The organism is Rhizobium sp. Nf11,1 (genome assembly GCF_050587665.1).
GTDB lineage: Bacteria > Pseudomonadota > Alphaproteobacteria > Rhizobiales > Rhizobiaceae > Rhizobium.
In genome coordinates this window covers 135,818-157,057 of record NZ_JBOBHU010000001.1, presented here as the reverse complement: position 1 = coordinate 157,057, position 21,240 = coordinate 135,818, and the positions used below count along the sequence as shown (strand labels likewise).

The window sequence follows — 21,240 nt, the reverse complement described above, 5'->3', positions numbered from 1 at the left end:
GTTTCGGCCCTTCCCTTTACTTCAGGTTCTTGCTGACGATGGAGGCCATTTCATCAGCCGTGGTGATCACCTTGGAATTCATTTCGTAAGCACGCTGAGCCGATATCAGCTCGGTGATTTCCTTCACCGGGTCGACGTTCGAGGATTCCAGATAACCCTGCTTCATATAGGCAAAGCCTTCCTCGTCAGGGTTGCCGACAACCGCCTCGCCCGAGGCCGGCGTTTCCTGGAAGAGATTGTCGCCGATCGGCTGAAGGCCCGCTTCGTTGACGAAATCGGCAAGCGTCAGCTGTCCAAGAACGGTCGGATCGGTCTGGCCCGGCAGCTTGGCCGAGACCTCGCCGGAGCGGCTGATAGTCAGTTCGGTCGAACCCTGAGGGATGGTGATCCCAGGCAGGACTTCATAGCCGTCGATGGTGACGAGCTGCCCTTGGTCATTCTTGTTGAAAGCGCCGGCGCGGGTATAGAGCGTCGTGCCATCGGTCGACTGGATCTGAAAGAAGCCCTTGCCGATCAGCGCCACGTCGAGATCGTTGCCTGTCTGCGTGAGTTCGCCCTGGAGATGCAGGTTGCGGACCGCGGAGGTCTGGACGCCGAGGCCGATATTGGCGCCTTCGGGAACGACGGCCTGGTTGGCCCGGTTGGCGACGCCCTTGGCGCGTTCGGTCTGGTAGAGAAGGTCGGTGAACTCGGCGCGAGCCCGCTTGAAGCCCGTCGTGTTGATGTTCGCAATGTTGTTCGCGATGACTTCCAGATTGGTCTGCTGGGCATCCATGCCCGTTGCTGCGATGGCGAGCGCTCTCATGTGTTCGTCCTCAAATCAGTTACATCTGCATCTTGGTGACTTCGAGAAAGGCCGAAACGACCTTGTCGCGGATGGCAATCGCGGTCTGCAGCGTCTGCTCGGCCTGGAGCATGGAATCGACGACTTCACGGGTCGTCGCCGTGCCCTTGATGCCGGCGAAGGACATGCTTTCGGCACCCTTCAGGCTGTTGACGGCGTCGGTCGCCATGCCGCCCAGCACGGAGGCGAAGCTCAGGCCGTTGGCCGCACCTGCGGTGCCCGGCATGGCTGTTGCGGAGGACGAGGCGGAATTTTCGGAGTCGACGGCGCCGAGCGCGCGGGTCATCGAAAGATTGCTGACATTCTGGACGCTGCTGATCATTGATTATTGGCTCTTCAGAAGATCGATCGTGGACGAGATGAGGTCGCGGGTCTGCTTGATGGTCTGCAGATTGGCATCATAGGAGCGATTGGCTTCACGCATGTCGGCCATCTCGACCAGGATGTTGACGTTCGGCAATTTGACGACGCCCTTGGCGTCCGCCGCCGGATTGCTGGGGTCGAATTCGGTGCTGAAGTCGCCTTCGTCGACACCGACCTTCTTGACGTTGACGGTCTCGACGCCGCTGGTGCGGTCCATCTGCTGGCCGAAGGTGATCGTCTTGCGGCGATAGGGATCGGCGCCCGGCGTGTCACCGGTCGAGCGGGCGTTGGCAATGTTTTCCGAGACGATGCGCAGGCGCGTCGATTGCGCCTCGAGCCCCGAACCGGCGATTTTCATAGCTGCGGAAAGCGGATCCATGACACTTACTTCCTGACCGTCATCAACATCATGCGATTGAAGGAGCTGACCAGCGAGGTGTTCAGATCGTATTGGCGCTTGATGTCACCCGACTTGGAAAGCTCCTCGGCCAAACCGACGGTGTTGCCGGATTCCTGAATGCCGATCTCCTGGTCGAGGGCCGCTTCCTTGACGTCGATATCGCCGCTTGCGCTGAAATCGTTGCCGCTGAAGTGCGCCGGATTGGTGCGCGCCATGGTGATGTCGGATCTGTCCAGCACGGCATCGAAGGGCGTGACGTCTTTGGCGCGGAATTTCGGCGTATTGGCATTCGCGATGTTGCCGGCAACAACCTGCTGACGGATCGTCAGCCATTCCGCCTGTCGCGAAGCCAAGTCGAAAAGTTGGATCGGTTGCATGAGAACTCTCCGTTTTTACTATCCGGAACCTAGAGCGGTAATCTTGCGTGGGACTTACGGGAATCCGGGCTTCGCGGCGCTTCGCCCAAGGCCGCCAGAGAAAAGGGCTCCTGCCGGTTTGCGGGGGAGCCCTCTTTCTTCAGCCTTTGCGAAGAGGTTCAATCGTTCTTGTAGATATCGCCCTTGGAGGTGATGATCACCCACTTGCCCTCGCGCTGCTCGATCATCGCCAGGCGGCTTTCGTCGGGCAGGACCGAGCCGATGCGCACCACATACATGCCCGAGGGATCCTCGATCAGCGCTCGGCCGTTGGACACATGCAGAAGGCGGAAGGAAGACTTGCCCGGGAAAGGCTGGTCTTCCAGCATCGCGGCGCCGTCACGCTGCTTGCCGAGATCGGAGACCGTCGCCGTCGTCAGCGGATCGACCGGCGGAGCCTTCTTGGCTGCCTCGTTCTTGTTGACCATGGCCAGCGGTGAGACGCTGAAGACGTTGCGGGCGGGCCAATCCGGCAGTTCGCGCGAATTGCTGCTGGTGGCGACGTTGATGCCGAACTTGTCCGCATTGAAGAAGACGTACCAGGGGAAAAAGGCGGAGGCGCCGGCAAGCGCCAGGCCGGCGAAGGTGAGAAACCGATCCAGAGTGGCGGTCTTGTCGCGCGGCTTCAGGGAAGCGATGCGTTCATCATCGAAATCAGCCACTATTATCTCCTCTGCATGGGTGCGCCCTGATTGCCCATGCCGGCAGCAGCCTTGAGCGCGCCGGCGAGATCGGCAAAAGCGTCGACCGAATCGCGATCGCCTGGAGACTGTTTCAGGACGTCGTAAATGATAGGGACCTGCTTGACCGCCATGTCGAGATCAGGATCGGCGCCTTGGCGATAACCGCCGATCAGCCGTAGGTCCCTCGTTTCCTCAAAGCGGTGGATCAACACCTTCAATCGCGACACCAGCTTTTCCTGATCCGGCGTCCAGGCCTTGCGGGCAAGACGCGAGATCGAGGCGAGCGGATCGATCGGAGGATAGCGCCCTTCCTCGGCAAGACTGCGCTGCAAGACGATATGGCCGTCGAGAATGCCGCGCGTCGAATCGGCGATCGGGTCGTTGTGATTGTCGCCATCGACGAGGATCGAGATGATGGCGGTGATCGTGCCGGCGCCCTCCGGGCCAGGACCAGCGCGTTCGAGCAGGCGCGGCAGCTCGGTGAAAACGGAGGCGGGATAACCGCGGGCGATCGGCGGTTCGCCGGAGGCGGTCGCCACCTCGCGGATCGCATGGGCGAAACGGGTGACGCTGTCGACGATGAAGAGCACGTTCTCGCCCTTGTCGCGGAAATGCTCGGCGATGGTGACCGCCGTCAGCGGCGCCATCTTGCGCAGCATCGGGCTTTCGTCGCTGGTCGCGACGACGGCAATCGCCTTCTTCATATTGCTGCCGAGCGTATCCTCGATGAATTCGCGCACCTCGCGGCCGCGTTCGCCGACGAGGGCGATGACCACCTTGTCGAAGGCGTCGGCGCGGGCAAGCATGGACAGAAGCGTCGACTTGCCTACGCCGGAGCCGGCAAAGATGCCGAGACGCTGGCCGAGGCAGAGCGGCGAAAAGATGTCGATCGCGCGCACGCCGGTCTTGAAGCCGGTCGCCACGCGCTGGCGCGTCATCGAGGGTGGCGCGGCGTTGGAAATCGAGCGGCGATCGAGCCCCTGGACGATCGGACCCAGCCCGTCGATCGGCTCACACAGCGAATTGATCGTCCGCCCGCACCAACTGTCGGATGGCGAAATTCGGAAGGCGCCCTTGCGAATGACCGTGTCATGGATGCCGATCGGCTCACCGGGTTCGATCGGGCAGACATAGATCAGGTCCGGCTCGACACGCACGACCTCGCCGAGATGGATGCCGGTCGCCGATTTATGCGCGACGAATTCACCGAGACGAACATGACGGGAGAGACCGCGAACAGTATAGTGGCCGGCAGCGATGGTCTGGACGCGACCGCCATGAGCGACGGCGAATTCCGGCGATGCGTATCGATCGACGAGACCCGCCAGATGCGCGAGCTTCGGAGAAAGGCCGTCTTCGGACAGTAGCGTTGTGCTCATTGCTTAGCGGCTGCCCCCAAGCGTCTGGACGGCCTGCTTGAACGAATCCTCGCTGTCGCGCATCAGCGAGGAAATGCTTTCGAAGGCACGGTTGACTTCGATCAGCTGAGTGATCTCGCGCATGGCGTTGACGTTGGAATTTTCCAGATAGCCCTGCTCGACACCGACATTGAAGCGGTCGACGACGGCGCGCGGCTGGTCGGTGGTCATGATGCCGCTGTTTTCGTAACGCAGGTAACCCTTGCTGATATCGGCCTCGAACAGGCCGAGCGAGCCGACCTGGCGGTCGCCCTGATAGATGATGCCATCGCTGCCGACAGCCGGCTCGCCGGCCTTCGTGTCCAGCTGAATCGGTGCGCCGCCAGCATCGAGGACGGGATATCCCCGGATCGAAACGAGTTCGCCGGTTTCCTTGAGCGTGAAGCGGCCGTCCCTCGTGAGCACACGGCCGGCTGGCGTATCGAGCGCAAACCAGGCATCGCCCTTAATGGCGAAATCGAGCATGTTGCCGGTGTGCTGCAACTCGCCGTTCTGCTCGTTCAGATAGTCGTTGCCCTGAGAAACGAAGGCGACCTTGGTATTCAGCTTGTTCTTGGTGGCCGCCACCATCTCGTCGAACTTCACCTCGGTGGCACGAAAACCCGTAGTGTTCACGTTCGCCATGTTGTCGGCGATGGTGTTCAGGCGCTTTTCAAGCGCCATCTGCGACGACAGAGAAACGTAAAGACCGGATTGCATGTCTGTAAGCTCCAAGCATTGGCGATGAACGGAACGAAAACCGGGCGTCGTCTGATCTGGTTCGGCCGGAATTTCGCTGAGGCGGCATCTCAGAAACGGACGCGAGCGCCCATTCGTCTCCTTTAGATTGGCGGCAGATGCTTGCGCGAAGCTGGCACGTGGAAATGCCCGGACCGACCCTTTCATCAGCCTCACGCAAGGCAGAAACCCTATCCGTCCTAGAGAAAAGCAACGTTCAGATTGGGCTGACGATGAACATCATTATCGGATTTATTGTTGTCTGCGGCTGCATCGTCGGCAGCTTCATGGCGATGGGCGGCGAAGTGGACGCGCTGTTCCAGCCCTTCGAATTTCTCATCATCGGCGGCGCCGGCCTCGGCAGCTTCATCATGGCGAACCCGATGAAGGTGGTAAAGGATTCCGGTAAGGCGCTTGCAGAGGCCTTCAAGCACGCCGTTCCGAAGGAGCGGAACTATCTCGATACGCTCGGCGTGCTCTACTCGCTGATGCGCGACCTGCGCACCAAGTCGCGAAACGAAATCGAAGCCCATATCGACAATCCTGCCGAATCGACGATCTTCCAGCAGGCTCCGACGGTGCTGAAGAACAAGGAGCTGACGGCGTTCATCTGCGATTACGTCCGCCTGATCATCATCGGCAACGCCCGTAGCCACGAAATCGAGGCGCTGATGGACGAAGAGCTCAACACCATCATGCACGACAAGATGAAGCCCTATCACGCGATCCAGATCATGGGCGATTCCTTCCCGGCGATCGGTATCGTCGCGGCCGTTCTCGGCGTCATCAAGGCGATGGCCCACATCAACGATTCGCCCGAGGTGCTCGGCCATCTGATCGGTTCGGCGCTCGTCGGCACCTTCCTCGGCATTCTGCTGTCCTACTGCGTCTGCTCGCCGCTGGTTTCCCAGATCAAGGTCGTCCGCAACAAGCAGCATCGCCTCTATGTCATCGTCAAGCAGACGCTGCTTGCCTATATGAACGGCTCGGTGCCGCAGGTCGCTCTCGAATACGGCCGCAAGACGATCTCGGCGTACGAACGTCCGTCCATCGATGCCGTCGAACAGGAAATGATGAACCCAGGCGGCGAGAACAAGGCGGCTTAAATGACCATGAGCGATGCTTCACATGACAAACCGGCAATGGATCCCGCCCTTCTCGCAAAGCTGACCGGCGGGCTCGGAGACAGGGGCAGGGTCGCCAAGATCTGCAGCGCCTTTGGGGATGTCTACAGCGAGTTCTTTCCCGACGTCATCAAAAGCGAGACCGGCCTCGACGTGACCGTCAGCTATCTCGGCTGCGAGATAGGCTATAAGAACCACCTGATCGACGACCTCAGCCACAACGTCACGCTCGTCGACGCGACGTTGCGCAACTGGTCTCAGAACGTCGCGCTTGCCTGCGGCAATGGTTTCGTCATCACGCTGATGGAACACCTGCTCGGCGCCACCGCCGATACGATCGAGGAGCCGGCCGAGCGGCTGCTCTCGGTCATTGAACTCGATCTGGCGGTCATGGTCTTCGACAAGATCGCCAAGGTGCTGCGCTCGGCGGTGAACGCACCGGGCGGTTTCGAGCCCAGTCTTTCGGCCCCGCATGCGCATGACTCGCGCCCCCGGCCGGCGGAGGACAAGCCGGACGAATTTGCCGCCGCCATCAACATGTCGATCACGCTCGCCGGCATTGTTTCGGAATTCGCACTGATCATTCCACAGACGGCGCTGCTCAAGACCAAGGTGACGCCGCCAAAGCCGAAGCGCCAGACCGGCGGCAATTCGCCGGAATGGACCGAACAGCTCGGCGATCAGGTCCGCCGCTCGCATGTCACACTCGAAGCCAGGATCAGGTTACAGGACCTGACGCTGCGCACCATATCGAAGCTGATGGCCGGCGACGTCATTCCGTTCCGCGACAGCGGCGACGTACGCGTCGAGGTCAGCGCCAACAGCAAGGAATTGTATATATGCGAATTCGGGCGTTCTGGCGAAAACTACATGGTCCGCGTCAAGGATACGATGAACTCGGATGACGAACTCATCCGTCATTTAATGAATTGATCGGTTCTCTGGCTTCTGGGCTGCAAAGGCAGTTTGAGGCAAGTTTCAACTGGAATAGTGATTTCATGGCAACGAAGAAAACACAGCAGAACAGTGACCTCTCCCTGGATATGCCGGGCAGCGAAGCCGATCTCGACCAGGCGATCGACGATCTGCGCGGCGTGCTGAAGAAGGACGCCGATAGCGACCTGTCGCAGTTTGGCGGTGAGCTGGAGAATGACGACTTCGCGGCAGGAACGGATCTGGCCGCCTTCGGCGGCGAGATTTCGGATTCCCCTTTCGGTGGCGATGATTTCGGCGGCGATTTCGGCGCAGGCAATGCCAGCCCGGCTGCAGGCATGGATTTCGGCGGCAGCTCTTCGTTCGAGGCGTCATCGACGCCGCTCGGCAGCGCGCTGACCTCGAACTTCGAGCTGATCATGGACATTCCGATCGATGTCCAGATCATGCTCGGCACCAGCCGGATGCAGGTCTCCAGCCTGATGAATCTCAATGAAGGAGCGACGATCGCTCTCGACAAGAAAATCGGCGAACCCGTTGAGATCATGGTGAACGGCCGCAGGATTGCACGCGGCGAGATTACGGTTCTTGATAACGACGACACCCGATTCGGCGTGAAGCTGATAGAAGTTTTGAGTACGAAAAAAGCCTGATCCCTGTGGGGACGGAGAGGTTAGACCATGATGGACTTTGACGATTTCGGCGGCGCGCTAGCCGGGAAACCGTTGACCCAGGCTGAAAAGGCGGCGGCGGTCCTTCTCGCCATGGGAAAGGGTGTCGCCGGCCGGCTGTTGAAATATTTCACTCAGGCCGAGTTGCAGACCATTATCGCATCTGCCCAGTCGCTGCGCGCCATTCCGCCGGACGAGCTCCTGTCCCTCGTCTCCGAGTTCGAGGACCTCTTTACCGAGGGCGCCGGACTGATGGACAATGCCAAAGCAATCGAAGCCATTCTGGAAGAAGGCCTGACCCCCGACGAGGTGGACAGCCTGCTCGGCCGCCGCACGGCCTTCCAAGCCTACGAGACCTCGATCTGGGATCGCCTCAGCGAGGCCGAGCCGGCATTCGTCGCACAGTTCCTGCTGCGCGAACATCCGCAGACCGTCGCCTATATTCTGTCGATGATGCCCTCCGCCTTCGGCGCCAAGGTGCTGCTGCAGCTCCCCGACAACCGCCGCGCCGACATCATGAACCGGACGGTCAACATGAAGGCCGTCAGCCCGAAGGCGGCGCAGATCATCGAGAACCAGGTGATGACGCTGCTTGCCGAAATCGAGGCAGAGCGCAACGCTGCCGGCTCGACGAAGGTCGCCGATCTCATGAACGAGCTCGACAAGCCGCAGGTCGACACGCTGCTCACCTCGCTCGAATCGATCAGCCGCGAATCGGTCAACAAGGTTCGGCCGAAGATCTTCCTCTTCGAGGACCTCATGTACATGCCGCAGCGCAGCCGCGTCCTGCTGCTCAACGATATTTCGACCGACGTGCTCACCGTCTCGTTGCGCGGCTCGCCGGCCGATATCCGCGAATCGGTTCTGTCCGCCATCAGTCCGCGCCAGCGCCGCATGATCGAATCGGATCTGCAGAGCGGCATGGGCGGCGTCAACCCGCGCGAGATCGCCATTGCGCGCCGCGCCGTGGCGCAGGAGGCGATTCGCCTGGCCAACTCAGGCCAGATCGAGCTCAAGGAGAAGGAAGGCGAAGCTTCGGCCGCCGCATGAGCTTCTGAGACTGTTGACAAATCCGGCCGACAAACAGGCCGTTGTTGATCGCCGCGCCTCAGGCGACTACCCTTCATCGATCGGCCGCATTCTATGGCGTGTCGCAGAGCACTCGGTTTCTGCGGCGCGCTTTGGGTTTTTGCTTTGACGCATCTCGTCATCCCAGAATCGCTGCCCGGTTCGGGGTGGCACGCATGAGCTGCGGCCTGCTTTTTTGACGGAGGGCCGCGACTTGGCAGATGATGACAAGGACAGCAAAACAGAAGCCCCGACCGCGAAGAAGCGAACCGACGCCGCGGAAAAAGGCAATGTGCCGTTTTCGCGCGAGCTGTCGATCTTCGCGACCATCCTCGCCACTTTCATCTATCTGGTGTTCTTCCTTCCCGATAGCGTCGGCCGCATGGGCGAAACGCTGCGCGACATTTTCGAACAGCCCGACCAATGGAAAATCGAGACGGGCCCGGACATTCTGGCGCTCTTCGTCCGGCTCGGCTGGTCGAGCGCGGCGCTGCTGGCACCCGCCCTCATCCTGTTCATGGTCTTCGGCATCGCCTCCTCGATCTTCCAGAACCTGCCGACGCCTGTGCTCGAACGGATCAGGCCGCAAGCCTCGCGCATCTCTCCGGTGAAGGGCTGGTCACGGCTCTTCAGCCTGCCCGGCCTCGTCGAGTTCGGAAAGTCGCTGTTCAAGGTCGTCGTCGTCGGGGTCGTCCTGTTCTTCGTGCTCAGGAGCGAATATTTCGGCTCGATCGACGCCATGTTCTCCGATCCGCAGACAATCCTCGTGCGAATGATGACGGCGATGCGCAAGATCATCATCGTCATGCTGATCGCCACCGCGATCGTGGCGATCGCTGACCTTTTCTGGACGCGCCACCACTGGTTCACCGAGCTCAAGATGACGCGCCACGAGGTGAAGGAAGAAAACAAGCAGGCGCAGGGCGACCCCTTTGTCAAAAGCCGGCAGCGCTCGCTGATGCGCGACCGCGCCCGCCGGCGCATGATCGCCAACGTGCACCGCGCCACGCTTGTCATCGCCAACCCGACGCACTACGCCGTGGCGCTGCGCTATGCGCGTGAGGAGAACGACGCGCCGGTCGTTCTGGCAAAGGGCCAGGACCTGATTGCGCTCAAAATCAGAGAGATTGCCGAGCAGAACGGCATCCCGGTGTTCGAGGATCCACCGCTCGCGCGCTCCATGTTTGCGCAAGTCTCGGTCGATAGTGTCATACCGTCAGTCTTCTATAAGGCCGTTGCGGAGCTCATACACAGGGTCTACGCCGCAGACGCCAAGAACAAACGGGTAAGATAAGCCGAATGAAAAAATGCCCTCACTCTGCCCAGCGTGAAAAGATCCTCGCAGAGGCGATCAGCCCGGTCGCCACCGAACTGCGCCTTCTGGATGCCTCTGACCTCATTTCACTGCTGCGCTTCGAGTATTACGGCAATCTGGCCGATCTCGTTGCTTCGGCGGCGGAGCTTTTCTTTCATCCGGGCACGGTCAATTTCGGCCTGGGCGGAAACTATACGCTGGAATGGGGCGGCAAGCCGGAAGTCGTTCTCGACCTGGAAATCAAGCCGCGCGGCGTCACCGTCTATGCCCAGCTCGCCCTTGCCGACAACCATGCCGGCATTGAAATCAACCACATTGCCTTCGAGGACCCCTCCTCCGATCCCGACGAGAATACTGCCTTTCTGGAAAAGAGCCTTCGGCAATCCCGCTACAGCGTGAAACCGCCGCGCGCGCTCGCCAGCTGATTGCCTCAGGCAATTTCGCCGTCTTTCAAGAAGGTGACCGGCGCGGGTTAGAGCTTTTCCGGGTTAGATTGCAGCATTCTGTTGGCTCAAACGGAGTCGGATGGTCGACCGGCCGGCGCGCGTCGTAGCGCAATTCTACGGCCAAGCCGGCCGGTCGATCAGCCGGCCCGTTTCAGCCAACCCGAAGGGCCGGGCATCTTTCCGCCAGGATCAAAGGCGATCGGCTCGGACGTATCTAGGGGTATGCCCGTCGCCAATCGCCTTTGCCGAGACGAAAACCGGCAGAATGCTGCAATCTAACCCGGAAAAGCTCTAGCTGATATAGCCGAGCCGGATCGCTTTGGCGATCGCCTGGATGCGGTTGACGGAATCGAGCTTGATCGTCGCCGAGCCGAGATAGGCATTGACGGTGTGTACGGACAGGCCGAGTTTTTCGGCGATCTCTTCGCTGATACGGCCATCGCCGGCGAGCTGGAGACAGGCGACTTCGCGTTCGCTCAGCGCTTCGGCGGCGGCCGAGCGGCGTTCGTCGAGCGAGAGCAGATCCATCATCACGTGGCAGCAGCGGCCGTGCAGCTCGACGATCGTATCGCTGGCAGGATCGATATCATCGCCGGTGAAAAGGATGAAGCCATTGCCGACGGCGCCGAGCCGTACTGGAAATGCAAGGCCGGAAAAAGGCAGGATGCCATCCTTCAGGCGCGTCATGAAAGGGGCAAAATCCGCCGGACCGGGGGCCGCCCGGTCGTGAGCGCCAGCCCATGAAAGCGGCAGCAGCGACTTTTCGATATGGTCAAGAAGAATATCGCCGTAGGCATCCGTGAGGGCCTTGCCGAAACCTGAATTCGAAGGGCCCCAGTTCTCGAGCTCGCAGACAAGCCGCTGCTTTGCCGGCAGCCCCGAACCGCTGACACGGTAGATCGCAAAGCCTTGAGCGTCGGCGAGCTTCTGCATCGCGATCAGCCGCGGATAAAGATCCGAACGGCTGGAAATCCTGTTCACCCGCACCATGCGCAGCGGATCGGTGGCGTTCATCGCCCTGCTTGATGGATGCGCCATGGATCCCCCTATACGAGATTGTTGCGGACCGCGAAAGCAATGGCCTCCGACCGGGTCTTGGTCGCCGTCTTGCGCATCACGCTGGTGATATAGTTGTTGATGGTATTGCGGGATATTCCGAGGATCATCGCGATCTCGTCGCTGGTCTTGCCCTCGGCGATCCAGAACAGGCATTCCAGCTCGCGGTCGGTCAATTCGAAATCGCGATCGACCCTCGTGCCCCCGCAGCGAAGGAAGCTCGCGACATAGCCGGCAAGCAGCCCCACGTCCCGCAGGCGCTCCGGCGACAGGATGAAGCCTTCGCCAAACAGGAACATCAAGGCAAGCCGCGAGCGGCCGACATTGAAGGTCAATGAGCAATATTGGCGGCTGGCACCCTCCGGCACATCGGCGCCTTCGGGCAGAAGCGCGAAACTCGGCTGGAAAACCTGCATGCATTTTTCCAGCTCGGTCGAGCGGGCATAGGTGCTGACGAGATCATCGGCGACCTCCTTGACCAGATCGAAGGGCCAGTCCGAGGAAACGATGAAATCCAGGCCGCTTTCCTGGATAAGATCACAACGCGCCAGAAGATAGTGCGAGGCACCGACATAATCGGTCAATGCGCGCAAGCCAGACTGCAACCTGCCAGTGCTGGCGACCCCGTGCAGGCGCTGGATCAGCTCGTCGCGCGGCAACAGAGCCGGCGCCACTGCGCTTGCGAAACTCATCATGTGCCTCTCGCCTTTGCTCGCCAGAGCTATGTTCATATCCATCGGCAACGTCCTACGGCTGAGAAGCGATCACACTTGGTGCAACTGCACTTTTTCTACAAAGGATTCAAACCAGTCCCGCTCGAATCCCATTTCGAATCACCCAAGGGTAAGCCAGCCGATGTAAAGTACCATCTCCGACTTCTAGGGATTTACTTTCGCCGCCGTCCATGCCCTGATTCGAATGCCGATCATCCCCCGACATATATAGGGGAGGCTAAGGTGATTCTGGCTGTGCCGCAACGTGATTCGCGTTTTACGCGAGTGAAGCCGACCAGCTTAATTCGCCTCTCCTGAAGCCCGCCGCAACCTTTCAGATCCAGCCGGCGCGCCTTCCCGGGGCAGGCGCTGTTCCATCGCCCGGCAAAGCCTGGCGCCGAGGCGAAAAGGGCCGGTTTCCCGGCCCTTTCTCATGCTGCGTCGTCGATCGCCCATTTCCTGAGGATTTTGGCGGCGCGCTCCTCGTTGATTTCCACCATGCGGGCAAGCTTGCGTTCCGGGCCCTCCTTGACGCGGCGGTTGAAGTTACCATCGTCGTCGCCGAGGCTGAGCAGATCCTCGGTGCTGTCGAAGCCGAAATCGGAGCCGAAGCCATCCATGAGGGCGCCTCCAGGGGCGCCGGCCGCGGGCGCGAAGTCCGGAAGTTCGAGGCCAGCCGCTTCCGGCGTTGCGTCGCCAAGCACCGAGCCCACGCCGTTGCCGCTGACGCTGCGTACCAGCGGCCGCAGGCCCATCCAAACCACTACGAAGGCGACCGCGACGAAGGCCAGCGAGTTGATGATGCCGGCCAGGTTGCGGCTCAGCATATCCATGACGCGGACACCGCCGGTGGCGTCTTCCAGCAGCTGATTTTCGAGGAAATCCATCGCCGTGACGGTGACGACATCACCACGCTTGGCGTCGATGCCGGCCGCCGAAGCGACGATCTTCTGCATTTCGGCGATATAGGCATCGATCTTGGCCTGGTCGGCGGGCTCGCCGACCATCTTGGCGATGCGGCCTTTGTTGACCACGACGGCAATCGAAAGCTTCTCGACCTGATAGCTGTTGCGGGTCGTGGCCGTCGTCTTGCTGTTGATTTCGTAGTTGGTCTGCTCTTCGCGCTTGTCGGACTTGTCCTGAGATTCCGGACCGCTTGAGCCGCCGGCATCGGGGGCCGCCTGGGGAATGTTCTGTTCGACGGTCGTCGCGTTGTCGGACTGCCTCTGCTGCGACTGCTGGGCTTCCTTCGTAGAACGGACGGAGCGTTCGACCTTGGATTCGGGATCGTAGACCGTCTCCTGAATCTGCTGAGCATCGGTGTTGAGGTCGGCGGTGACGCTGGAGCGGAAGTTATCCATGCCGAGGAAGGGCGCTAAGGCCTTGTCGATGTTGGATTCGACTTCCTGCTGAACGTTCTGGACAATGTTGAGCGAGCGGTTCAGCGAGCTGTTGCTCGCCTCGTCGCCGGACGCGAGAAGCTGGCCGGCAGAATCAAGAATCGTGACGTCATCGACATCAAGCCCCGGCACGGCCGAGGCGACGAGGTGACGGATCGAGGTCGCGGCGCCGCGCCCGGTGGCGGCGCTGGCGCGAATCATCACGGAGGCGGTCGGTTTCTGCTCCGCCTTCCGGAAGTTTCCGACTTCGGGCATGACGATATGGACGCGCGCCGCCGTTATGCCCGAGATCGACTGGATGGTGCGTGCGATTTCGCCTTCCAGCGCTCGAACCCGCGTCACTTCCTGCATGAAGGAGGTCAGGCCGAGGGAGCCGACATTGTCGAAGAGTTCATAGCCGGCATTGGCGCTGTTCGGCAGGCCGCGCTCGGCAAGCATCAGGCGGGCCTTGCCCGTCATACCGGCGGGAACGGTGATGCTGGAACCGTCCGTGCCGACCTGGAAATTGATGTTGGCTTCGGCAAGCGCCATGCTGATCTGGTTGAGATCGGGAGCGTCGAGACCGACGTAAAGCGTTTCTTGGGCCGGTTTGTTGACGAAAAGGGCAGCCGCAAGGATGATTGCGATGGAAACGGCACCGACGCCCCCCAGAATCATCAGGCGCGTCCGGCCCAGGGCACCAAAGTTCTTAAATATCTGAACTAATTGATTTAACAGATTCATTCTGTTCTCGCACGATCCGTCAAAGACAAAGCAGGCTTATTGCCTCACCTGACCAATAATCGGCGAAACTTGTGCGAGCGTTTCGTGAGGAGCGCGCGGGAGCGAAAGGCTGATGCATGTCGCGCAGCGATTTGGCGAGAACGACGTGCGTGAAAAGAGGACCTGAGGCGCGAGAGGCGGCGTTGAAACCGCGCGCTTCAGAAGAAGTCGAAGTCGCCGGCGGCTTTGCTCAGCGGCTGAGAATGACCGTGGCGCGTGGAGCCGCCCAGCGCCTTCTGCATTTCCGCCAGCTTGACGAGGCTGAGCGCGGTGGCGACGTCGACCGTCCAGCCGAGCGGGATTTCGCCGGTGATGGTGTCGATGAATTCGGCAAGGCCGCGTGACTTCTGCACGGCCAGATCGATGCCCTGCATGACCTTCATGGCGTCCGGCGAGTTCAGAATTTCAGCGCCGCCGAGTTCGAGTAGCTGCGGTTCGATGCGCTCGATCAGGTAGGCCACATCGTGGAGTTCCGAAACGATGCGCATCAGGATGTCGCTCAGCGCTTCGACAGGCGCGGGCGGCTCCATCACCGGAGTAAATGTCATATGAAAATCCTCGCCATCAAAAAAATTCGATACTGGTTTCGGCGGGCTTCTGCGGAGCGGCGGGACGCTGCTGCTCGAGAGCGACGGTTCTCTGCGTTTCGGCGCCGGTCAAGGGGTATTGCCGGGCACGACCGGAGACCGGCCAATATTCGAGCTTGCGCCCATGCTCTCCGCCAGTGGAGGAGCCGACCACCGGAATGCCTTCATCCCTCAGGAACTGCATGGCGAAAGCCGCATTCTGCTCACCGACGTTGGAGAACGTCGAGATCGTCTTTGCGCCGCCGAAGATCTTTGCCTCCAGCCGGTCGCGCCGGGCGCCCTGCTTCAGGAGACCGTTGATCAACAGTTCCATCAGATGCACGCCATAGCGTGTGGCATCGCCGCCTGATGTCGGCGACGTCGCCGAACCGGGCAGCAGAAAGTGGTTCATGCCGCCGATGCCGGCGACGGGATCTCTGAGGCACGCAGCCACGCACGAGCCGAGAATGGTCGAGAGAACCGCATTCGGATCGCTCAGAACCTTGTACTCGCCCTGAATGATGTGCACGCGGCGGGCTGCCCCCTCAGTGATCATTTCAAAGCTCCAAACACGGCTTCGATGGCCGCTTTCATCTTCTCGATCGTAAACGGCTTGGCGAGCACGTTGTTGGCGCCGAGCTGGGCCGCCTTCTGTACCAGCGCGCGATCGCCCTGGGCGGTGAGGATGATGAAGGCCGCCTTCTTGGTGTTCGGGTTGGTGCGCACGGCCTGGAGGAAGCCGATGCCATCCATCTTCGGCATGTTGAAATCGGAGATCACGAGGTGGTGCGGCTGCTCGGTCATGATTTTCATGCCCTGCTCGCCGTCGCCTGCGGATGTGATCTGCTTGAAACCGAGCTGGGTCAGCGCGTCGCTGAGCAGCAACCGGCTCGTTACCTGATCATCGACGATCAGAACTTTGATTTTCTCCGCGATCGACATTTATTCGGTCCCTTCCTTTCGGGCGGCTGTCAATTTCAGTATTTCTTCACCGATGGCAGTCAGTGGCAGCTGCTGCTCGACGGCGCCAAGTTCGTGAGCAACCCTTGGCATTCCGTAAACGACGCAGGTTTTTTCGTTCTGGCCGAGCGTTCTGGCGCCCGCGTGGCGCATTTTCAACAATCCGGCGGCGCCATCGCGGCCCATTCCGGTCAGAATCACGCCGACGGCGTTGCGGCCTGCGAGTTCTGCGACCGAATCAAAGAGCACGTCCACGGACGGGCGGTGACCGTTGACAGGCGCCCGGTCGACGAGACGGCAGCACGGGGCAGAGCCGCCGCTGACCTGGAGATGACGTTCGCCGCCCGGCGCCAGATAGATCTTGCCGATCTCGAGACGGGCGCCGTCGGTCGCTTCCTGCACCACCGGCGCGCAGAGACGGTTCAGCCGTTCTGCGAAACTCTTGGTGAAGGTCGGCGGCATATGCTGGGTGATGACGGTCGGCGGGCAATTTGCCGGGAATTTCTGCAGTACTGCGATCAGCGCCTCGACGCCGCCTGTGGACGAGCCGATCGCGACGATCTTGCGGCCGACGCGAAAATCGGCGACCGCAGGCGGGGGCGCGACGGCGGCCGCCGGTTGGGAGAACTGACGCTGCGTGCGCGCGGCCGCCTTGACCTTCTCGGCGAGATCGCCGAACGGCCTGGGTTCGCCGGGGCCCGGTTTGCCGACGCAATCGAAGGCGCCGATCTCAAGCGCCGCAAGCGTCGCTTCGGCGCCGCGATGCGTCATCGTCGAGACCATGATCACCGGCATCGGCCGTAGCGTCATGATTTTTTCGAGGAAATCGAGGCCGTTCATATTCGGCATCTCGATGTCGAGCGTCACGACGTCGGGGTTCAACCGTTTGATCGCCTCGCGTGCTTCCAGCGCGTCGCCGGCCTGGCCGATGACACTGACTTCCGGGTCGGAGCTCAGCACTGCGGTAATCAGACCCCGCATGGTCGGCGAGTCGTCGACAACGAGAACTCTTGCCGGAGCGCTCATGCCTTCCTCCCGAGACCCTTGGTCGTGTAGCGATAGGTCGTGATGCCGATATTGTCGAAGACGTGCTTCGCCTCACCGGAGACGCGCTCGGAATGGCCGATATAGAGGTGGCCGCCTTCCGGCAGCAGGCCGGCGAAACGTTGCCAGATCTTCATCTGGGTCGGCTCGTCGAAATAGATGACGACGTTGCGGCAGAAGATGACGTCGAACTTGCCCTTGAACGGCCATTGCGCCATCAGGTTCAGTTCGTTGTAGGTGATCAGCCGCTTGACGCGGTCGTCGACCTGGAACTTGCGCCGGCCTTGCACCTCGACTTCGCTAAACCATTGCTTGCGCATGGCTGGCGAGACGGTTTCGAGCGCGCTCTCGTCGTAAGCGCCGGCCCGGGCGATGGCGAGGATTTTCGGATCGATGTCGGTCGCCAGGATCTTGAAGTCGTAGTCGGCGACATTCGGCATCAGCGACAAGACGGTCAGCGCGATCGAATAGGGTTCTTGTCCGTCGGAGGAAGCGGCCGACCAGATGCGCACCCTGCCGCCCGATCTCGCCCGCTGCAGGAGTTCCGGCAGAACATGGTCGCGCAGGTGCTCGAAATGATGGTTTTCGCGGAAGAAGCGGGTGAAATTGGTCGTCAGATGCGAGAGCATTTCGCGACGCGCCGCAGCCCCCGCCGGCGAAGCGACGAGGTCGCAATATTCACGGAAACCCGACAGACCAAGATTGCGGATATGCTTGGACAGACGCGAATAGACGAGCGAGGCCTTCGTCTCGTTGAGGAAGATGCCGGCATCCGAGTAGATCATGGCGGCGATTTCCGTGAGGTCGCGGCGCGTCAGCGGATATTCTCCGCTCGCCAGCACCTCATCGGCTCCCTGCCTCTGATCTTTTGCACCCATTGCACTCATGCGGCTTCGCTTTCGGTCTCGGAAAAGAGGGCTTCAAGTTCGATCAGGCAGATCATGCGCTTGTCGATGGCGAGAATTCCCCGGGCAAATTGGCGCTCGAGGTCGGAAGAGATTTCGGGCGTCGGCTGAATGATCTCGTCGGTGACCGTCAGAATGTCGGAGACGGCGTCGACCAGCAGGCCGACGACTTTGCGGCGGACCTGGGCGACGATGATGACATGGCGGGCTGTGGGATCGGCGGGCTTCATGCCGAGACGAGCGGCAAGATCAATGATCGGCAGCACCGCGCCGCGCAGGTTGATGACCCCCAGCATATAGGCAGGCGAGTGCGGCATCGCGGTCGCCGGGGTCCAGCCCCGGATTTCGCGAACCGACATGATGTTCACGCAAAATTCCTGATCTCCGATGCGGAACGCGATCAGCTCGCGATCCCCCTGGTTCAGACTTTTTACAGCGTACGACATTCCCCTACCCTACCGCTGCTAACGACATTTCCGCTTTGAGCGACTGGCCGCGCGAGGCGCCGACAACCGCGTCGACATCTAGGATGAGAGCCACGCGGCCGTCGCCGAGAATGGTGGCGGCGGCGATGCCGGGCACATGAGTGTAGTTCGCTTCCAGGCTCTTGATGACCACCTGGCGCTGACCCTGGATGGCATCGACCATCAGGGCGCGCTGACCGCCGCCTTCCGATTCCACCAGCAGCGCCACGCCCTCAACGGGGTTGGCCTGCGTCGCGCGGAAGTTCAGGATGCGACCAACATCGACCAGTGGGCAGAATGAGTTGCGGATCGAGATCAGCCGGTGGTTCGCGCCGAAGGAGTGAATCGCGGATGCTTCCGGCTGCAGGGTTTCGACGATCGCGGTCAGCGGCACGACCAGCGTCTGGCCGGCGACGGTGACCACCATACCGTCGAGAACGGCAAGGGTCAGCGGCAGGCTCATGGTGAAGACCGAGCCGTGGCCCGGCTTGGAGGTGATGTTGATGCGGCCGCCGAGCGCCTGGATCGAGCGCTTGACGACGTCCATGCCGACGCCGCGGCCCGATATGTCGGAGATCTTATCGGCGGTGGAGAAGCCCGGCAGGAAGATCAGGTTGTCGATTTCCTCGTCCGACAGGTTGGCGTCGGCCGGGATGAGATCGTTGTCGATAGCTTTCTGGCGAACCTTCTCGCGATTGATGCCGGCGCCGTCGTCGGCGAGCTCGATCAGGATGCGTCCCGAACGGTGCTTGGCGGTGAGGCGAACCGTGCCTTCGGTGTTCTTGCCGGCGGCCGCGCGCTTTTCCGGCGTTTCGATGCCGTGGTCGACGGCATTGCGGATCATGTGGGTCAGCGGCTCGGCGAGCTTGTCGATAACCGTCTTGTCGACTTCGGTGTTTTCACCTTCGGTGATCAAGCGGATCGACTTGCCGGTCATGTCGGCGATTTCGCGGACGATACGCGACATGCGCTGGAAGACCGGCTTGACCGGCTGCGCGCGGATCGCCATGACCGAGTCCTGGATCTCGCGGGTGAGCTGCTGCAGCTCCTCGAGACCCATGTTGATCGAAGACGTGCCTGTCGTGTCGTTCTCGATGACGCTCTGCGACAGCATCGCTTGGTTGATGACCAATTCGCCGACGAGGTTGATGAGGCGGTCGACGCGGTCGAGATCGACGCGAATCGTCTGGCCGGCGCCGGCGGCGTTGTTCTGGGCGGCGGCATTGGCCGCGGCGGCTGCGGCGGCGGCCGATTCCTTCTTCTCGACGCGGGCGGCGGCTGCCGCCATTTGCGTGACGTTGGAAGCGGTCTCGGCGGCGGCAACGGCAGCGGCCGTGGCTTCGGACCGTGCAGCGGAAACGCTCTCCGTTGCCTCGGTCTCATCCAGGATCGATAGGTCGAAGGGAACCGGCACCATCGGCAGTTCCTCGTTGCTCGAAGCGGCGTTACCTGTCTCCTCGACCGGCTTCACCGTCAGCTCGCAATCCCACTCGGCGAATTCGAAGACGGCGCGTATGGCATCCTCGCCCTTGTCGGTCTTGAGCGTGACGTTCCAGAAGAAATAGGCAGCCTCCGGATCGAGCTCCTCGAGACCCGGCAGCTCATCCATATTGCAGTAGATCGTCATTTCGCCGAGGCGCGAAAGGTCGCGCAGCAGCAGGGTGGCGTCGTTACCCTTCGAATAGAGTTCGTGGCGCGGCTTGAAGGTGATCTCGTAGGCCGGCAAGCCGGTCTCTGCGCCGTCCTCGTCGCCGAAATCGTCGAAGGAAAAGGGGATTGGCTGGAAGCCGCTGTCGTCGGTCGGCTTGGGGGCTGGCGCCGGAGCGGCCTTTGCGGCGGCCTTGGGCGCAGGCGTCTCGGCCGAAGGAGACGGTAGGTCGCCATTGGCCAGAGCCTCCAGCTCCTTGACGAGGCCGCGGCTGCGGCTTTCATCGACGCTGCCGCCGTCGCGCGCAGCATTGGTCAGGTCGGCGAGCACGTCGGCCGACTTCAGCATCACCTTCAGGACGTCCTGGGTCGGCTCGAGCTTGTTGGAACGAACGCAATCGAGAGTGGTCTCGAATACATGGGCGAAGGCAACCAGATCATCAAGGCCGAAGGCGCCGGCGCCCCCCTTGATCGAATGCACGGCACGGAACACCGCATTGACGGTTTCCGGATCGCGATCGCCATCGTTCATTTTCAGAAGACCGGATTCCAGCTCGGCGAGCTGTTCCTCGCACTCCTGGAAAAAGATCTCTTTGATTTCGTTCATATCCATAGGAGCAAATCCTGGGTTTAAGCGGTTACGCGCTCAATTGCATCGATCAGCTTGGCCGGGTCGAAAGGCTTGACGATCCATCCGGTGGCGCCGGCCTGGCGGGCGCGGTTCTTCTTTTCCGCGTCGCTTTCGGTGGTCAGGACCAGGATCGGGATCGCCCGATATTTCTCGTTGCGGCGCACACCTTCGATGAAGCCGAACCCGTCGAGGCGCGGCATGTTGATGTCGGTCACGATCACGTCAGGATTGGATTCTTCGAGAACCTCGAGGCCCTCGACGCCGTCTTCCGCCTGGATCGTCTCGAAACCGGCATTGTTCAGCGTCACGAGCAGCATGTTTCGGATGGTGCGGGAATCATCCACGGTAAGCACTTTTTTCTTCATTGCCGAATCTCCTTGGCAAGCAGGTGGTCAATATTGACGCCAACCAGCTGCATGGTTTTGTGAAATGCGTCGGACACCTTGGAGAAGGTGAACGGCTGCTTGTCCTGCTCCCAGGTCTTCTCGGCGGACATCAGGACCTGAGCGCAAAGAGCCCCGATCCGCTCGACGCCCGATGCGTCGATCGAAAGACCGCTGCCCCTGAGGGAGATGAGTTTTTCACGCAAGGCGGAAGCCTCGTTGAGATCGAGCACCGCTGTCAAATTCAGCGTCTTGCCACCCTTCTTTGCTACCATCAGCTTGTCCTTCTTCCCTTGTCCCCGGCCCGAAAA

Annotated in this window: 25 protein-coding genes; 6 read left to right on the top strand and 19 right to left on the bottom strand. The window is 61.0% G+C overall.

All coding sequences use genetic code 11. The annotated features are described in order from the left end of the window. Window positions 1–16: 16 nt before the first annotated feature. From flgG to flgF, 7 genes are all read right to left on the bottom strand, one after another. Window positions 17–805 (bottom strand): flagellar basal-body rod protein FlgG, encoded by a 789-nt coding sequence (flgG, locus tag ACQ7C1_RS00820; protein WP_011424026.1) that lies wholly within the window; start codon window positions 803–805, stop codon window positions 17–19. 19 nt (window positions 806–824) lie between these two features. Next, window positions 825–1,166, bottom strand: coding sequence for a flagellar hook-basal body complex protein FliE (locus tag ACQ7C1_RS00815; protein WP_097600328.1), 342 nt, complete (start codon window positions 1,164–1,166; stop codon window positions 825–827). 3 nt (window positions 1,167–1,169) lie between these two features. Continuing rightward, window positions 1,170–1,586: a flagellar basal body rod protein FlgC gene (gene flgC / locus ACQ7C1_RS00810; RefSeq protein WP_064693821.1), complete on the bottom strand. Its 417-nt coding sequence runs from the start codon at window positions 1,584–1,586 to the stop codon at window positions 1,170–1,172. Between the two features lie 5 nt (window positions 1,587–1,591). Further along, on the bottom strand, window positions 1,592–1,984 hold the full coding sequence (gene flgB / locus ACQ7C1_RS00805) for a flagellar basal body rod protein FlgB (RefSeq protein ID WP_085776953.1): 393 nt from the start codon (window positions 1,982–1,984) through the stop codon (window positions 1,592–1,594). Between the two features lie 158 nt (window positions 1,985–2,142). After that, the gene (locus ACQ7C1_RS00800; RefSeq protein ID WP_097600327.1) at window positions 2,143–2,685 is read right to left on the bottom strand and encodes a flagellar protein; all 543 of its coding nucleotides are present in this window, start codon (window positions 2,683–2,685) and stop codon (window positions 2,143–2,145) included. Between the two features lie 2 nt (window positions 2,686–2,687). Beyond that, window positions 2,688–4,085, bottom strand: coding sequence for a flagellar protein export ATPase FliI (gene fliI / locus ACQ7C1_RS00795; protein WP_430956963.1), 1,398 nt, complete (start codon window positions 4,083–4,085; stop codon window positions 2,688–2,690). A 3-nt stretch (window positions 4,086–4,088) separates the two neighbouring features. After that, the gene (flgF, locus tag ACQ7C1_RS00790; protein WP_097600325.1) at window positions 4,089–4,823 is read right to left on the bottom strand and encodes a flagellar basal-body rod protein FlgF; all 735 of its coding nucleotides are present in this window, start codon (window positions 4,821–4,823) and stop codon (window positions 4,089–4,091) included. A gap of 251 nt (window positions 4,824–5,074) precedes the next feature. On the opposite strand from flgF, the gene motA reads away from it, so the two are divergent. The 6 genes from motA (at window position 5,075) to ACQ7C1_RS00760 (ending at window position 10,377) form a co-directional block, all read left to right on the top strand. Next, a complete protein-coding gene (gene motA, locus ACQ7C1_RS00785; RefSeq protein WP_020920386.1) occupies window positions 5,075–5,947 on the top strand; it encodes a flagellar motor stator protein MotA in 873 nt (290 codons plus the stop codon). Beyond that, complete coding sequence (locus ACQ7C1_RS00780; protein ID WP_085776949.1) at window positions 5,948–6,898, top strand: FliM/FliN family flagellar motor switch protein; 951 nt, start codon at window positions 5,948–5,950, stop codon at window positions 6,896–6,898. It begins immediately after the preceding gene. 65 nt (window positions 6,899–6,963) lie between these two features. After that, entirely contained in the window at window positions 6,964–7,551 is a 588-nt protein-coding gene (fliN, locus tag ACQ7C1_RS00775) for a flagellar motor switch protein FliN (RefSeq protein WP_430956962.1), read from the top strand. Window positions 7,552–7,578: 27 nt separating this feature from the next. After that, complete coding sequence (fliG, locus tag ACQ7C1_RS00770; protein ID WP_085776947.1) at window positions 7,579–8,619, top strand: flagellar motor switch protein FliG; 1,041 nt, start codon at window positions 7,579–7,581, stop codon at window positions 8,617–8,619. Window positions 8,620–8,851: 232 nt separating this feature from the next. Then, window positions 8,852–9,931, top strand: coding sequence for a flagellar biosynthesis protein FlhB (gene flhB, locus ACQ7C1_RS00765; protein WP_085776946.1), 1,080 nt, complete (start codon window positions 8,852–8,854; stop codon window positions 9,929–9,931). Between the two features lie 5 nt (window positions 9,932–9,936). After that, entirely contained in the window at window positions 9,937–10,377 is a 441-nt protein-coding gene (locus ACQ7C1_RS00760; protein WP_085776945.1) for a hypothetical protein, read from the top strand. 312 nt (window positions 10,378–10,689) lie between these two features. On the opposite strand, the gene visR is transcribed toward ACQ7C1_RS00760, so the two are convergent. The 12 genes from visR to ACQ7C1_RS00700 all read right to left on the bottom strand — a co-directional run bounded on the left by visR (window position 10,690) and on the right by ACQ7C1_RS00700 (window position 21,204). After that, window positions 10,690–11,436 (bottom strand): transcriptional regulator VisR, encoded by a 747-nt coding sequence (gene visR / locus ACQ7C1_RS00755; RefSeq protein ID WP_430956961.1) that lies wholly within the window; start codon window positions 11,434–11,436, stop codon window positions 10,690–10,692. Window positions 11,437–11,444: 8 nt separating this feature from the next. Beyond that, window positions 11,445–12,191: a transcriptional regulator VisN gene (gene visN / locus ACQ7C1_RS00750; RefSeq protein ID WP_430956960.1), complete on the bottom strand. Its 747-nt coding sequence runs from the start codon at window positions 12,189–12,191 to the stop codon at window positions 11,445–11,447. Between the two features lie 407 nt (window positions 12,192–12,598). Continuing rightward, window positions 12,599–14,290 (bottom strand): flagellar basal-body MS-ring/collar protein FliF, encoded by a 1,692-nt coding sequence (fliF, locus tag ACQ7C1_RS00745; protein ID WP_085776942.1) that lies wholly within the window; start codon window positions 14,288–14,290, stop codon window positions 12,599–12,601. A gap of 197 nt (window positions 14,291–14,487) precedes the next feature. After that, on the bottom strand, window positions 14,488–14,877 hold the full coding sequence (cheT, locus tag ACQ7C1_RS00740) for a chemotaxis protein CheT (protein ID WP_064800665.1): 390 nt from the start codon (window positions 14,875–14,877) through the stop codon (window positions 14,488–14,490). Between the two features lie 16 nt (window positions 14,878–14,893). Then, window positions 14,894–15,451 (bottom strand): chemoreceptor glutamine deamidase CheD, encoded by a 558-nt coding sequence (gene cheD / locus ACQ7C1_RS00735; protein ID WP_085776941.1) that lies wholly within the window; start codon window positions 15,449–15,451, stop codon window positions 14,894–14,896. Then, a complete protein-coding gene (locus tag ACQ7C1_RS00730) occupies window positions 15,448–15,837 on the bottom strand; it encodes a response regulator (RefSeq protein WP_004672258.1) in 390 nt (129 codons plus the stop codon). Before ACQ7C1_RS00730 ends, cheD begins: the two co-directional genes overlap by 4 nt. Beyond that, the gene (gene cheB, locus ACQ7C1_RS00725; RefSeq protein ID WP_430956959.1) at window positions 15,838–16,881 is read right to left on the bottom strand and encodes a protein-glutamate O-methylesterase CheB; all 1,044 of its coding nucleotides are present in this window, start codon (window positions 16,879–16,881) and stop codon (window positions 15,838–15,840) included. After that, window positions 16,878–17,786 carry a protein-glutamate O-methyltransferase CheR gene (gene cheR, locus ACQ7C1_RS00720; RefSeq protein WP_430956958.1) on the bottom strand — a complete coding sequence of 303 codons (909 nt, stop codon included), beginning with the start codon at window positions 17,784–17,786 and terminating at the stop codon, window positions 16,878–16,880. Before cheR ends, cheB begins: the two co-directional genes overlap by 4 nt. After that, window positions 17,783–18,250 (bottom strand): chemotaxis protein CheW, encoded by a 468-nt coding sequence (locus ACQ7C1_RS00715; RefSeq protein WP_011424005.1) that lies wholly within the window; start codon window positions 18,248–18,250, stop codon window positions 17,783–17,785. Before ACQ7C1_RS00715 ends, cheR begins: the two co-directional genes overlap by 4 nt. Window positions 18,251–18,254: 4 nt before the next feature. Further along, the gene (locus ACQ7C1_RS00710) at window positions 18,255–20,528 is read right to left on the bottom strand and encodes a chemotaxis protein CheA (RefSeq protein WP_430956957.1); all 2,274 of its coding nucleotides are present in this window, start codon (window positions 20,526–20,528) and stop codon (window positions 18,255–18,257) included. 17 nt (window positions 20,529–20,545) lie between these two features. Next, complete coding sequence (gene cheY1, locus ACQ7C1_RS00705; protein ID WP_003570362.1) at window positions 20,546–20,911, bottom strand: chemotaxis response regulator CheY1; 366 nt, start codon at window positions 20,909–20,911, stop codon at window positions 20,546–20,548. Further along, entirely contained in the window at window positions 20,908–21,204 is a 297-nt protein-coding gene (locus tag ACQ7C1_RS00700; protein WP_085776937.1) for an STAS domain-containing protein, read from the bottom strand. The genes cheY1 and ACQ7C1_RS00700 overlap by 4 nt, the downstream gene beginning before the upstream one ends. Window positions 21,205–21,240: the final 36 nt, after the last annotated feature.